Origin of the sequence: Vibrio sp. 1F253 (genome assembly GCF_041439295.1) — a bacterium.
GTDB classification, from domain to species: domain Bacteria; phylum Pseudomonadota; class Gammaproteobacteria; order Enterobacterales; family Vibrionaceae; genus Vibrio; species Vibrio tasmaniensis_A.
The window spans coordinates 47565-61582 of the sequence record NZ_JBGONU010000017.1; the positions used below are offsets into that span (position 1 = coordinate 47565).

Consider the following 14018-nt stretch of genomic DNA (forward strand, 5'->3'; position numbering starts at 1 on the left):
GCGCTCAAATACAGACCGTTATGCCTAAATATTTCTTTCAGGTGATGAGTTTCTTTCAGGTGCTTATTTTGCGAAGAGATAGAGTTTATTGCAGATACAAAAACGCCAGCTTCAGAAGCTGGCGTTTTCTTAAAATTCTATATTTTTACATGTTAACGCAGAGATTAACGGTTAATACCGATATCGCGTTGCATGTGACCTGATAGGTCGCTTGAGTAGTAACTACGTGGAGAGTTGTCTACAAAAAGAATATCGAAAATGTGTGCAATCAATCCTTTGAAGTTAACCGAGTAGGTCTTCTTATCCATAGAGTTAGGAACAGCGATAGTATTCATTTGCATTGCTTGAGCCATGATTGCCTCTCTATAAATTTGTTTAAGTGGTTCGTTCTGATGACAAGAATAATAGGTGATTTTTTACACGTTAAAAAATGACTAAATTTGGACTTTCAGATTAGTTTTCCTAATAAAACAAACCATTAACAACGCATGGAAATACATATTCATAAATGGTGACTATAAATTCACAATAGCGTTAAAATCATGCATTTAGTACAAATACCCTTCAAATCATAGTGGCCAATGTCACAGGAAATTTACATAAATAAATTTACAACTTCATCGGCCACGTACCGATTACAAACTTTTCGATAAGTTATATTTGTTTCTAATTCACTTGTTCAATGTCTGGCTTCTTCGCATAAATCGACGCTATAACCGCAATCGTCATAGTAGAAATCAGCACCGCTAACGACCAATACGTTGGGATAGCCCATTCGCTGTCGACCAGTAGCATTTTCACACCAATGAAGACCATGATGAACGCCAATGCTGGCTTCAAGTAGATGAACTTATCCATCATGCCTTGCAGAACAAAGTACAAAGAACGAAGGCCAAGCAATGCAAATACGTTTGCAGCCAGTACTAAGAATGGCTCTTGTGTCACCGCAAAGATCGCAGGAATAGAATCCAGTGCAAACATCACATCCATAACTGCAATCGCACCGATCACCAACATCATTGGAGTGAATGCCCATTTAGCACCCTGTTTAACCATTAATGCAGGGCCATGGAAATCTTCGGTTACCGGCATCACTTTACGAAGCAGCTTTTCAGGCAGTGTATTCACACTCTCCTCTTCGCCCTTGTCTAATGCCAGCTTAATACCTGTACCAATCAAGAACGCAGCGAACACGTAAAGTACCCAGTGGTATTCCGCCAATAGCTGTGCGCCTAGTGCGATCATAATTGCACGAAGTACCAATGCACCAATTACGCCCCAAAGAAGCGCACGTGGTCTTAGATGCTCAGGAACTTGGTATTGAGCAAAGATCATCGCGAAAACAAATAGGTTGTCTACACTGAGTGATTTTTCTAGCAAGTAACCCGTAATGAATGACACGGTTGCTTTTTGCGCTGTGTAGTCACTATTTGGTGCATAAATGTCCCAGAATAAGTAAATAGAACCAGCAAACAAAAATGCAAGTACAAACCAAAAAACGCTCCAGATTGCCGCTTTTTTAATTGTGACGTTCCCACCACGAGTCTGATAGATATCAATAGAGACGAGAATCACTGTTAGCAGGAAAAAACCCGCATAAGTCGTCATGATTGGCGATGAAAAAAAGGATTCACTATTTGTAGATAATAGAGATTGAGTTGAGTTCATTATTCCTCCGGGCGGAAGAACTTTACAAAGACCTTCCGCAAACAAAACATATCAAGTTCCACGACGGATCTTGATTGTGATTGCGTTGGTCTCGTTGAAGTGAAATATGGGATTTCACCTTTACATACCGGATAGGCTCTTAGCCTAACGAGATGACGACATGTAAACTTGCGCTAACTACTCCCCAAACGCGTGGATAATATTCCCCTATTTGTGTTTCGTCTATTAAAATTTGCACTAGAAATACAAAAAAGGAGCAAATACTCCTTTCTTATTGATGCCACCCTGTCAAATAGACACTCGAATTGATTCTAAGAATAAATCCGCTAACCAAATTCACGATGGCACTGCGTAATGACGCTGCAAAACGATCAGGTAATAATTCTGCGCAAATTACAATCTTGCGTAAATTACAATCCTGCCGTCGGTATCAAATACACTAACGCAGACCAAACCGATACCCAACCAACCACCGCTACTGCATCTAACCAATCTTTCTTATCCATGCTTATCTCCACAAGAAGGCGACCTGCAGGAATAAAGCATAAACAATGCCAAATTTATAAATAGACGAAACTAATAACACCAATCAAAAGCATTACTTGTACCTATCTAAAACACTCCAAACAATTCAACGGCTCGTTGTGTTGCAGTGACTCTGGGTGGTCTTGTAGAAACTCGATGAAACAGTCTGCCATTGAGTCGGTCGTGACCATGCCATCACCTATCATATCCAAGACGGCGTTATAGCCCTCTTTTCCTTTCATGGTATAGGCTGACGACGCGCCACGGTAAAGACGGTTGCGAGAAACAGTATGCCACCCCAATTCATCAGAGTGGATTTCTAGATGATGAATCCTGTGTCCCAAAGGCGCTTCTTTGTGGTAACAAAACCTCAGGTTATGCGTATAAGGAAAGCTGCCTGAACCTGTCCCTACAACGCCATTATCCAATGCATTGTTGATTGCACCTTCAAGCATGCCTGCAATCGTTTCACCTTTTACTTCATACACACCAATGGGTACGGCAAACGGTAGTAGTTTTCCGGCAATATCGGCAACAGAGACATCGCCGCTATTCAGTGAATTTCTAACACCACCTGCGTTGTGAATGGCAAATTCAACCTGATGCCCTTTTTTGTTCATTAGGTAGTGAAATGATTGAGCAACCAAGGGCGCGAGTTGGCTCGGGCCTTTCTCGTCCGGGATGCGTATGTGGCGCAGTTTTGTATCGGCATGAGCAATAACTTGTTGCTGAAGCTTTCGTACTCGCGGCTGGTATTTATCCGTCAGAATGCTCTGCAGCTCAGGATCTTTCTTACACACTGCAATATTGGGGTGGTTGTTCAAAAACTCACACGCCATATTATGAGCGTCGTCTTGCCCGACTTCACTTAGCTTTGCATCTATAAACAATCGACGGCCTAACAGCAGTTCGTTCTTACCGTTGAAGTGAGTCACTTTGCCTTCAGCATCGAACTCGATTTCGCAGTGTCCTAGGCTCATGGCGTGGAAACCCGCTTGCACAACATAGGTGTCACCGACTTTCACACCGTAGTCATCGTCTTTGACTAAGCCGATATCAGAGAAGTCGCCCTGCAAGCGGTGGCTGTGCCCTCCCACAATGACACCAATACCTGTTACGTTGGCTGCTAACTCTAAATCCGCTTCGTAACCAAGATGACTAAGTAACACAATCTTGTTGATGCCAGCTTTATGAATCTGCTCAATGGTCGCTTTTGCGGTTTCTAAAGCATTTTCAAATGGTGTATCGATATCTGGATTAGCAATGCCTGCCATCTTATCGATGCTTAAGCCGAATATTGCAACCTTCTCGCAATCAAACTCTTTCGTTATAAAAGAAGCACTTCGCGTTTCAGTCAGATAAGGCTTAACAATTTCGTTGTCCGCTAAGGTATGAGTTTTATTGATATCCTCATTCGATAGGTTCCAGTTACCGGCCAACAGTGGGAATTTGATTCTTTTAGCGAAAATCGCAACGGGCTCATTACCCATGTCTAGCTCGTGATTGCCGAGCGTCATGGCATCTATATTAAGGGCGTTCAACAAATCGGCGTTTGCTTTTCCCTTGAATAAAGAAAAGTACAAAGTGCCCTGGAAGCAGTCACCAGCATGCAGGAACAGGGTTCCAACCTTCTGACGCTGGGCATCTTGTTCTATTTGTTTGAAGCGTGTTGAAATTCGAGCAAAACCACCAGCACTCACATAAGGTTCAATGATGTGGTTGTTCATTTTAAGTGATAGCTGTAACGAGGTTGGTTCAAAGTATGAGTGGGTGTCGTTGATGTGTGCCAACACTATTTTTGTCGGCTTATTCTTTTTAGTCATATTTTCTTCTCTCTTTGTCCCTTCATACTAGGTCGAGAATCATGACAGAATCGTGAATTTTATGAAACTGCACTGCAAAAAAATACTCGAGATAGATCGAAAATCTCATTTTGCACCGTATAAATAAACAACGGGTTTTGTGACAGGTGAGCATACCAGATTTGTGTTTTTCGATTATGATTAAAGATATCTGTTAGCTTTCAAACAATTAGCAGAGCCTTCCGTTAGGAGTAAGCCTATGCAACTAGAAAGAATCGAGATTTCTGGCTTTCGAGGTATTAAGCGCATGTCTCTTGCGTTTGATGAGCTAACCACGCTTATTGGTGAAAATACTTGGGGTAAGTCTTCATTATTGGATGCCCTTTCCGTCGTTCTCCCTTCAGACGGAGTTCCATATCACTTCGAAATGACCGATTTCCATGTCGATTACTCAGTTTCACATCCACAGTCTCAACACCTTCAAATTGTTCTCGCGTTAAAAGCCAACGATAAAAGTGAGCTAAATGCAGGACGTTATCGCAAACTCAAGCCGGTGTGGGTTCAAGACGAGTTTGGTGTTTTTCGTATCTATTATCGAATCAGTGCCACGTTAGAACAGTATGAAACGACAACACACTATGCATTTTTGGGGTTGGACGGAAACCCTCTCAAGCTTCATCACTCAGAAAAGCTCGCTCAAGAATTAATGACGTTACACCCTGTAATTCGTTTAAGAGATGCAAGACACTTCGATCGCCCTTTCAACGGCAACTCACTTAACCACAATGCTCATCTACCGGGTAATGTTCACACTAACACCGTTCATGCTAGTAACGGGCACGCTAATAATGTGAGTGGAAATGGTAACGGCCAGAGTCAAACAACCAATGGTAATGGCAGCAATGGAAACGGAAATGGGCGTCAGGCAAGGATAGAAAAACGCATCGACAACACCTGCCGTCGCCTTATGGCGATACCCGGACATGTTAATAAAGGTGAAATGCGCAGTAGTCTTGAGTCGATGCAAAGCTTAATAGAACACTACTTCTCATTTAAGAGTGTCTCACGTAAAAATCCGAGAAAACCGCGTGATGGGTTACTTTACTCAGCTGGTGCGAACGACAAGAGCATTCATCAATTGGTCGAAGAGACCAAAAACAAACAAACTCGCTTATTATTCATGGGGTTACTTAATGCCTATTTGCAAGCAAAAGGGCCAAATGACTTAAGAAGATGTGCTCGCCCTCTTTTGATCCTTGAAGATCCAGAAGGTCGATTGCACCCAACGCACTTGGCAAGGGCTTGGAGCTTGATGCAAAAGCTGCCCATGCAAAAAATCCTGACCACCAACAGTGGCGATCTACTTGCTGCTGTGCCGCTTCAATCGATTCGTCGTTTGGTACGTCAGTCAGATAAAACCATAGCCAACCAGCTCAATGTGAACCACTTCAGCAAAGATGAACTTCGTCGAATTGGTTTTCATATTCGTTTTCACCGGTCCGGCGCTCTGTACGCTCGCTGCTGGTTGTTGGTAGAAGGTGAAACCGAAGTCTGGTTGTTTAACGAGTTAGCCAACCAATGTGGGTATAACCTTGCTGCGGAAGGCGTTCAAATTATTGAGTTCGCGCAGTCTGGTCTTAAAGCGCTCATTAAAGTAGCGCAAGAGTTTGGCATCGATTGGCACGTGGTGACTGACGGAGACGCTGCTGGTAAGAAGTATGCGGCGACTGTGCTATCTAAACTCGGTAATGATCAAGAACGACATCGCCTCACAGAACTGCCTGATAGAGACATAGAGCACTACTTGTACATGAATGGGTTTGAGAACTTTTTCAGAGACATGGTTAAGATTCCTTATGATCACCCTATTCCAGCGAAAAAAGTTGTGGCGAAAGTTCTAAAGAAACACGCAAAACCAGACCTGGCTTTAGCGATCGTGTCTCATTGTGAGAATCAAGGACAAGACTGTATTCCATTGTTGTTGAGATGGACTTTGAAACGCGTGATCACCATGGCAAACGGAAATACCTAGCTTCTTGCTTATCTGATAAGTGCTATTAGTTCTTCTGTTGATAATTTCTTGAATTGATTAAGAAACCAAAAAAGGCACACCAAGTGGTGTGCCTGTATAAATCGATATACAAATTAATTGGGGGTTATCTTGCAAGAGTTCACAGTGACTAAACTAAGGTTAGGTTAACGAATTAAGGTTAGGTTAACGAATTAAGCCTTCGCTTGCTTAGCGTGTGGTTCAACCGCTTCCGAAGATTGAGTCGATTTTTCGTGAAGCCAAAGCCCCGTTGCTTTCATCAAGTATCCAAAGACACCACCAAGCAGTAAAGATGGCACGACAAGTTGCCAATCGCCGCCTGCTGCAAACGTCGCGCAGCAACCAATAAAGGTCCCTGGGATATAACCTAGCCACGCTTGTTTGGCTTGAATACACATAAAGAAAGCGACAATAGCGGTAATCATATAGCCTAAAATCTCTAACCCTGCGAAGGTCGAGCTTTCGATGATCACCATTGCCCAGAATACGCCAGTCATGTTGGTCAATAAGCTACCTGCTAATCCTTTAACGCCGCCTGTTGGCGAAGCAAAATAACTGGTGCAACCTAAGAAACCGGCCCATGACAGCAAGCCGAAAGAGATAGCTATCCATCCCCATAGACCTGACAAAATACCTGTTGTTAATGAAATCGCGACTAATGTACTCATACTATTTCTAAAGCCTAATTACGAAATTCATCGTACCGGATTTAGCCTCACTTAAAATCAAGTAAGCATATTATGGGAAGAACGCCTTCTTTTAGCCGATCATGATCACATTAATAATGTACGTTAATGTGCATTTATCACCAGATAGAGACCGAAATCGCTTATTCAACATATTAGGTTATAAGGGGCTGTTAACCTTTCGAGCTTTATTTTGCAGCTCTTGTGGGAAATTTATACAAGGCAGAGGCTTTGATGTGTAGTTAGCCTACATGAAAAGGCGATAACGCAGTAGAAATGAACCACAAGGACTGCCCGAAGGGTTCGGTTAAAATCGCTTTATGCTTTGTTGAAGAATATTTGCTTAAAATGACTAGGCTACATACTCTTCGCCGCGCCTAAAACGATTTTACCTCGAACAAAACTTAACCACGAAAGGTCAACAGCCCCTAGCCTTTATCAAATTACCGTTATAGAACCGACGGCTTACCTTTCATCATGCGCTTGCCTTCTCGCTTAATACATTCAGCAAGTGGGTTTTCTGCCATATCCGCACGCCAAATAAACGAAAGCGTACGTTCCATTTCAAGCTCAGGAACATTCAAAGTAACGAGCTGGCCAGATTCAACAAACTGCTCGACATCGAGATAAGGTAAACACGTTAAATATGGGCCGTTTGCTACCAAACTTCTTAAAACAGGAACGTGTTCATATTCTCGCCAAACATCAAGATCACCAATTAAATGATGAATAGAGCTATCAAAAACTTTGCGAGTACCTGAACCATGTTCACGCAATACCCACTTCGCTTGTTCTAGTTGCGCCAAACTGACACGTTCACGCTTTGCAAATGGGTGATGAGCCGATGCAACCACCGTTAAATGGTCGGTACACCACACTTCTTGATGAGCTCGGTTATCGTCACAGCGACCTTCGATAACGCCAAGGTCATATTGGTAATCTAATACGCCATCTATAACCGCATCGGTACTTTGTACACCAAGCGAGATTCGCATCTCAGGAAAGTCGTTATCAATAATACTGATGAGGTCTGGAACCAGGTGTTCTGCCGGGGTTTGGCTCGCACCGAGTTTGAGCTCTCCACTCAATAAATGCTGCTCGTAAAAACCCATTTCAATTTGCTGTGCATCTTGCAGTAAACGCTTCGCTTTTGGCCTAAGCCACATGCCCCAATGAGTGAGCGCCATTTGCTTGCCCTGCCTTTCAAACAAAGGCCTGCCGAGCATTTTTTCCAACTGTGCAAGAGACATACTTGTCGCCGACTGAGTCAATGCAAGCCTATCAGCTGCCTGACTTACGCTTCCCGAATCTGCTACCGCGTCAAAGACGGCGAGTTGCTTTAATGAATAACGCAAAATCTATCCTTAATTCTTTTAATAACTTATGTCCTGCTGCTCGTTTTTTGTTAAGCCGATGAGCAATCAATTTCATTCTACGCCTAATTAAATCTATATCAATATTTTTGATGTGGTTTCTAAAAATTATCAATTTTACCTCTACCCCCCAACACCCTAATCTGGAATGGCAGGACACAACGAGCCCTGCAAAACATTACTGATTAACCATTACGGATTAACCAAGTCATTAACACTAGGAATTACACATGACGGATTGTTCAAGGGGGGGATATGGCAACCAGCACTTCTGAAAATCAGCAACTTTTCTCGCCAACAGAAATGATGGCGGAAGCCGAGAAATTTGCATTAAGCAAAGCAAATAAAACCAGCAGCATGACATTGAGTTTGGCAATCATGGCTGGCGCATTCATCGGGCTTGCTTTTTTATTCTACATCACGGTGACCACAGGTAGCTCTGATGCAGGATGGGGATTAAGTCGCTTAGCCGGTGGGCTTGCATTCAGCATGGGGTTAATCCTGATTGTTATTTGTGGTGGCGAGCTGTTTACCAGTTCGGTGTTATCAAGCATTTCATGGGCTAATAAGCAGATAACCTTCACCAAGATGCTGTCTATCTGGGGCAAGGTATATGTAGGCAACTTTATCGGTGCCATGTTCCTACTGGCTTTGGTAAGCGCAGCAGGCTTATATCAACTGGATGGCGGGCAATGGGGCTTAAACGCTCTAAACATTGCTCAACACAAGCTACACCACAGCCCTGTTCAAGCTTTCGCTTTGGGTGTGCTTTGTAACTTACTAGTGTGTTTAGCAATTTGGTTAACGTTCAGCTCAGCTAACGCCATGACTAAAGCAATGATGACCGTATTACCCGTTGCAATGTTCGTTAGCTCAGGCTTTGAACACTGTGTGGCGAATATGTTCATGGTTCCATTAGGCATCACAATTCAAGCATTCGCACCAGAGAGTTTTTGGATGCAAATTGGCGCAACATCAGCCCAGTATGCAGACCTGAACATCATAAAATTTGTCACTGCAAACTTAATACCAGTGACATTCGGCAACATTGTAGGTGGTGCGGTATTGGTCGGCTTAGCCAATTGGAGTATCTACCGTCGCCCGCAGCTTAAAGCGGCAAAAATTACAGCAATAACTCAAACAACAGAAATTACGTCAGTTAAGGAAACCACTATGAACACTACAACTACTATCAAGCAAATCATGAACACTCAACCAATTACACTGAGCGTAGAAATGCCTACTTCAGTGGCGATTGATTCACTTTTAGATGCTCAACTTGTTAGCGCTCCTGTTTGCGATGTTGAAGGCCGCCTAGTAGGTATCCTCTCTGTTCACGACGTAATGGTTGACCTTTGGTGCCAAGACTACATTCCGACTAAAGGTCAGAAAGTGGTAGACCTAATGAGCCGTGACGTAGTGGCTATTGATGCAAACGACAAACTGGTCGATGTTGCTGAGTTCCTATGTATCGATAAAGAACAACTGTACCCGACAACAAGCATGGGCTATGCCACTCGCCTGACCTCTCTTTCTTTAGAAGAGCGTGCAAAAGCGATGAAAGTAAGCCAACCACATATGCTTCCAGTGCTAGAAAATGGCGTAATGGTCGGTGTGATGACTCGTACTGAAGTTATGCAAGCACTACGTCCAATCTATGGCGACCGCCTAAACGTGGTTCCAAAGGCTGAACTAGAAACGGCTTAACTAGCGACTGTTTACAAAGCAAGCGTTTCATTAGAAACAAAGTAACGAATCGTAGGCTGAACTATTAGGGATTAGTCGTTCAGCTAGATAACTCAGTCATTGCAACGTTGACTGGCAGAGGTAAATGGTGGCTTAAGACGCAGTAAAAGGTTTGACACAAAACAGACCTAAACGCGTGGCCATTTACCTCAATAAAAAAGGCGCAAAGTGAAAACTTTGCGCCTTTCTCTATATTCTAGCTGCTTTGCTACTTTCCATATGACTAAATAACCGGCTAACAGCCGACCTATCTCGTATCGACTAGGATTTTGATCTTTCTAAATATGTTGATAGCGATTATTGATAGCTAGATTACTTCTTTACACCTTCAACATGCAGATCCATGTCGACATAGCTTGAAGCGCCCATTACTGGGATATTGAAGTCAGCAAGCTCTAGACGAGTTGTACCAACAAAACCAGCACGCTCACCGCCCCATGGGTCTTGACCAGCACCGATGAATTCAGCTTCGATAACGATAGGCTTGGTTACACCGTGAAGTTTAAGGTCACCCATAACTTCAAGTTTGCCGTCGCCTTTATCAACCACTTTTGTGCTGTTGAATGTCGCATCAGAAAACTTACCAGCATTGATGAAATCACCGCTACGGATGTGCTTATCACGCTCTGCGTGGTTTGAGTCAAGGCTAGTTGTATCAACCGTTACGCTGATTTTAGACGCTTCAACGTTGCTCTCATCAAATGAGAAGTCACCTGAGAATGTGTTAAAACGACCTTGGATAAAGCTGTAACCTAGGTGGCTAACTTTGAAGTTAACTGAAGCATGCGCACCTTTTGTATCAATCACGTAATCAGCGGCGTTCGCAGCGAAAGGCATTGCCATAGCAAATGCTAATCCTGTAGCGATAATTGACTTTTTCATTTTGAAGCTCCTATCATTTTTCGTAGCGTATCGTCTTTGTCGATAACGTGGTGTTTTATCGCCGCTAAGGCGTGCACTGATGCCATAATGATCAGTACCCATGCAGCATAGTAGTGAACCGTTCCTGCGAGATCAGATTGGTTTGCAAATAGTTCACCCATACTTGGTACAGTGAACCAATTGAATACCTCGATCCCACGGCCATCTGATGTCGAAATCAAATAACCTGAAATAAATAAAACCGCTAAGTTAATGTACATAAATCCATGAGCGATCTTCGCCGCTACAACTTCATAGCTTTTACCTTCCACATTAGGTGACGCGGTAACTAGCTTCCAAAGCAAGCGGATAATGGTAACGGCAGCCAAAAGAATGCCTACCGAACGGTGGTAGTCTGGTGCTGTTTTGTACCACTCACTGTAGTAAGAAAGATCAACCATCCATAGGCCTACACCAAATAGGCCAAATATTGCGAGTGCTGAGATCCAATGCATTGCTCTTGCTAAAGGATTGTAATTTTTGACGTTGTTGTTCATGCATCTCTTCCGAATGTTAACGTGTCGTGTAGTTTTGAAAAGCGTACCCTACACCAAGTTTGCGTAACATATTATTTACCAAGTTTTACATTAGTTACATCATTTCAAATTAAACGAGTTATTCAAAAATTTTGAACAAGTTGCTTTATGGACAAATTTCTTTGTCGAACAATCGCTTGCTGAGTTATATTTCAACGATTTGTTCAATTTCATAGAGCTCATCTGATATGTCTAACATCTTACGTTCCATCACTTTTTGAGCGTCTTCTATCCCCTTGTTGTAATACACGGCTCCAAACTTTTTACTGATGAAGTCGACTAAGAATTCAGTGTCGAACTGACCAAGCTCTACATCGAGCTCATCTTGTAGGTACTTTTGAAGTGTATGAGTGAGTTCGGATTTTTGCTTTGAATCTAATTGAATGGTCATGGGTGTTTCCAAATAAAGAGTATGTAGAACAATTGTGATTAGCCGACTAAGCTATAATTTCGTTAGCTCACTGCAACTCTGCCAATCAGTTCAAGTTTTCTAACTAGCTATAATTCCTCATAATTTAGTTTACAGACCTGTAGAGTGCCAGTGCTATCCATAAAATCGCTTAGTAATGGTTAATTTTGATAGAGGGATCAAGAACTCGCACTTTGGCGATAGGTAATGGCGCCAAAATTACCGTACTATTGCCCATCAATAAGATAGCAACTGTGTATAAGAGGCTTCATTGTTATTAAATCTGGTGATTAAAAGCGTCAATCAGTTTCAAGACGATTGCTTGAAACTTTGTGAACGTCATTACCCTACCGTACACAATCAAGGGATCAGTGAACATCACATAGGCAAAGCGTTTGCGAGACGAATGGAGCACACTTTCGTTAGCTTCAATCATACAAGCAACGTAAGCCCACTAGAAATGCTCTCTTCTGGTGAAACGCCACGACATTTCCGAATCTCTTCTGAAATTGGTACCGTTTGGATGATTAGCCACCATATGGTGAGCGCAGGAAAGACTTGTCGTAAAAAGTTGATGCTGGACATTCATAACTGGCAGCAAGAGTACGGATTTGCCATTCAACCCAATGACCTATTGATTATTGTCTCCGACCATTGGATAAGTCGAAGCAAAAACAGTGGTGAACTCTTGCATTGGTGGATGGGGGAACTCCCAGACCAGATTAGCGACTACAGCCTACAAGGTATCACGCTAAGAGAGAGTGATACTCAATTCGCAGATGATTTAAATAGTAACTTCAAAATCAGTCCGTGTTTTATCCGATTCGCTCACCCGCTAAAACGCTCTGGAAATCAACAACTAGTTCGTAAATACCTGCAACTTTATGCGGTAATACAATGGCAGTAAAATACAAGCCAATTTTCAATTTGATATATAACGTAAATAATTATACCCACACTATTATTTTATAAAATAACACCTATATTCCACTCATTTATTATCCGGATTCTCCAGTTTACTAATTAATAACTTAACAACCTCAATATTAATTTTGAGAGACAGACATCATTTTTATGTAACCACAAAGATCTATTTATTTTATTATTTTGATACTCCCCCAGAATGTAAGCCTTTAACCATATTTATTTTAGGTGTATACGTGTTAAGGCTTTATATTGATAGGGTTGATGTGATACAGGTTACTCAGACATCAAATTCACTGAACCTATTAAACAAGCTAATCAATATATATCCTTGATACATAATGACCTTTATCATCCTGATTTTTCGCTGACTTTAATTATTTAGATGTTACCGTGACAAATTAATTTATATTAATTGACAATTTATCAACACCTGTCAATATTATGACAACTGTGATGTGTATTCTCGTCACTGAATAAACACCTTTTATTAGCGATTATGATTTTATCAGACAGAAGTGAATTTATTAGTTGTATATCTGTGGATGCCGATATGCAGTTTATTGCGAAATACCAAGACTTAACACTTACAAGTGTCTACCAACCTATATTTGATTCTTCTTTTACTCAGATAGGCGTAGAGGCTTTGGTTCGTATTTCCAATTGTAAAGGTGATGTCGTTCGCCCAGATCACTTCTTCCATTCAGACGAAACCTCATACACAGACAAAATCAACGTAGAGAGACTGAGCCGAGCCATTCACATCCGTAACTTCGCACAATCGACGGTCCGTCACTTAAACCTTTTTTTGAACGTACTTCCAAACGTTGGTGAGTTGTTTGCATCAGAAAAAGTAAAAGACACTCTGTTAGCTAAACGTCTTCACGAGCTTAACTTATCGTGCGAACAAATCGTCATGGAGTTGGTCGAACTTAATGTAGAGAGTGAAGAACGCTTAAAAAACGCGGCCCACTCACTTGCAGATAATGGTTTTCAAATCGCGGTTGATGACTTTGGAGCACAGGCGTCAACAGAGCAACGTGTTCGCCATATCACTCCTCATATCATCAAAATCGATCGCTCTGTTATGTTGGATTTTGAAAACGGTGATACTCAAAAAATGGAGTTAGTAGTTAAGCTTGCCAACCAAATCGGTGCAAAGACGGTCATCGAAGGGATAGAAACCCAACAGCAACTGACTGCGATGCAAAGTTTAGGCTTCGATATGTATCAAGGCTATCACTTAGCCATGCCAAAGCCGATTGAGTTGGATATCCGCCTAGCAATCTAGAATCTAGCCCCTATTCTCTATTCTCTATTCTCTATTATACCGGAAGCCGCTTTACCATTGGCTAACCACTTTTATAATACCTATCTT

Annotated in this window: 12 protein-coding genes; 4 read left to right on the forward strand and 8 right to left on the reverse strand. The window is 42.1% G+C overall.

What is annotated here, in order from left to right:
• Positions 1-164 precede the first annotated feature (164 nt).
• The 3 genes from ACED28_RS10750 to ACED28_RS10760 form a co-directional block, all read right to left on the reverse strand.
• Positions 165-353: a hypothetical protein gene (locus tag ACED28_RS10750; RefSeq protein WP_009845310.1), complete on the reverse strand. Its 189-nt coding sequence runs from the start codon at positions 351-353 to the stop codon at positions 165-167.
• Positions 354-666: 313 nt separating this feature from the next.
• Positions 667-1668 carry a TerC/Alx family metal homeostasis membrane protein gene (locus ACED28_RS10755; protein WP_086713932.1) on the reverse strand — a complete coding sequence of 334 codons (1002 nt, stop codon included), beginning with the start codon at positions 1666-1668 and terminating at the stop codon, positions 667-669.
• A gap of 608 nt (positions 1669-2276) precedes the next feature.
• Positions 2277-4016, reverse strand: coding sequence for a bifunctional UDP-sugar hydrolase/5'-nucleotidase (locus ACED28_RS10760; protein WP_371709827.1), 1740 nt, complete (start codon positions 4014-4016; stop codon positions 2277-2279).
• A 238-nt stretch (positions 4017-4254) separates the two neighbouring features.
• Here ACED28_RS10760 and ACED28_RS10765 point away from each other — a divergent pair, with 238 nt between their 5' ends.
• Positions 4255-6027 (forward strand): ATP-dependent endonuclease, encoded by a 1773-nt coding sequence (locus tag ACED28_RS10765; protein ID WP_009845306.1) that lies wholly within the window; start codon positions 4255-4257, stop codon positions 6025-6027.
• A 191-nt stretch (positions 6028-6218) separates the two neighbouring features.
• On the opposite strand, the gene ACED28_RS10770 is transcribed toward ACED28_RS10765, so the two are convergent.
• Positions 6219-6713, reverse strand: coding sequence for a DUF1097 domain-containing protein (locus ACED28_RS10770; RefSeq protein WP_009845305.1), 495 nt, complete (start codon positions 6711-6713; stop codon positions 6219-6221).
• 467 nt (positions 6714-7180) lie between these two features.
• Positions 7181-8086: a LysR substrate-binding domain-containing protein gene (locus ACED28_RS10775; protein ID WP_371709828.1), complete on the reverse strand. Its 906-nt coding sequence runs from the start codon at positions 8084-8086 to the stop codon at positions 7181-7183.
• A 273-nt stretch (positions 8087-8359) separates the two neighbouring features.
• On the opposite strand from ACED28_RS10775, the gene focA reads away from it, so the two are divergent.
• A complete protein-coding gene (gene focA / locus ACED28_RS10780; RefSeq protein ID WP_371709829.1) occupies positions 8360-9811 on the forward strand; it encodes a formate transporter FocA in 1452 nt (483 codons plus the stop codon).
• A 351-nt stretch (positions 9812-10162) separates the two neighbouring features.
• Here the strand turns inward: focA and ACED28_RS10785 are convergent, their stop codons facing one another.
• From ACED28_RS10785 to ACED28_RS10795, 3 genes are all read right to left on the reverse strand, one after another.
• The gene (locus ACED28_RS10785; RefSeq protein ID WP_102250470.1) at positions 10163-10732 is read right to left on the reverse strand and encodes a YceI family protein; all 570 of its coding nucleotides are present in this window, start codon (positions 10730-10732) and stop codon (positions 10163-10165) included.
• On the reverse strand, positions 10729-11268 hold the full coding sequence (locus ACED28_RS10790) for a cytochrome b (RefSeq protein ID WP_102250471.1): 540 nt from the start codon (positions 11266-11268) through the stop codon (positions 10729-10731). The genes ACED28_RS10785 and ACED28_RS10790 overlap by 4 nt, the downstream gene beginning before the upstream one ends.
• A 184-nt stretch (positions 11269-11452) precedes the next feature.
• Positions 11453-11698, reverse strand: coding sequence for a DUF2164 domain-containing protein (locus ACED28_RS10795; protein ID WP_017059821.1), 246 nt, complete (start codon positions 11696-11698; stop codon positions 11453-11455).
• A 289-nt stretch (positions 11699-11987) separates the two neighbouring features.
• Here ACED28_RS10795 and ACED28_RS10800 point away from each other — a divergent pair, with 289 nt between their 5' ends.
• Together ACED28_RS10800 and ACED28_RS10805 are read left to right on the forward strand one after the other, a co-directional pair.
• Complete coding sequence (locus ACED28_RS10800; protein ID WP_371709830.1) at positions 11988-12623, forward strand: hypothetical protein; 636 nt, start codon at positions 11988-11990, stop codon at positions 12621-12623.
• Between the two features lie 570 nt (positions 12624-13193).
• Positions 13194-13931 (forward strand): EAL domain-containing protein, encoded by a 738-nt coding sequence (locus tag ACED28_RS10805; protein ID WP_122047319.1) that lies wholly within the window; start codon positions 13194-13196, stop codon positions 13929-13931.
• The last annotated feature ends 87 nt before the right edge of the window (positions 13932-14018 follow it).

Bases quoted from the DNA above. Each gene is read 5' to 3' on its own strand.
- ACED28_RS10750 (WP_009845310.1), bottom strand. From the start codon at position 353: ATGGCTCAAGCAATGCAAATGAATACTATCGCTGTTCCTAACTCTATG.
- ACED28_RS10755 (WP_086713932.1), bottom strand. From the start codon at position 1,668: ATGAACTCAACTCAATCTCTATTATCTACAAATAGTGAATCCTTTTTT.
- ACED28_RS10760 (WP_371709827.1), bottom strand. From the start codon at position 4,016: ATGACTAAAAAGAATAAGCCGACAAAAATAGTGTTGGCACACATCAAC.
- ACED28_RS10765 (WP_009845306.1), top strand. From the start codon at position 4,255: ATGCAACTAGAAAGAATCGAGATTTCTGGCTTTCGAGGTATTAAGCGC.
- ACED28_RS10770 (WP_009845305.1), bottom strand. From the start codon at position 6,713: ATGAGTACATTAGTCGCGATTTCATTAACAACAGGTATTTTGTCAGGT.
- focA (WP_371709829.1), top strand. From the start codon at position 8,360: ATGGCAACCAGCACTTCTGAAAATCAGCAACTTTTCTCGCCAACAGAA.
- ACED28_RS10785 (WP_102250470.1), bottom strand. From the start codon at position 10,732: ATGAAAAAGTCAATTATCGCTACAGGATTAGCATTTGCTATGGCAATG.
- ACED28_RS10790 (WP_102250471.1), bottom strand. From the start codon at position 11,268: ATGAACAACAACGTCAAAAATTACAATCCTTTAGCAAGAGCAATGCAT.
- ACED28_RS10795 (WP_017059821.1), bottom strand. From the start codon at position 11,698: ATGACCATTCAATTAGATTCAAAGCAAAAATCCGAACTCACTCATACA.
- ACED28_RS10805 (WP_122047319.1), top strand. From the start codon at position 13,194: ATGCAGTTTATTGCGAAATACCAAGACTTAACACTTACAAGTGTCTAC.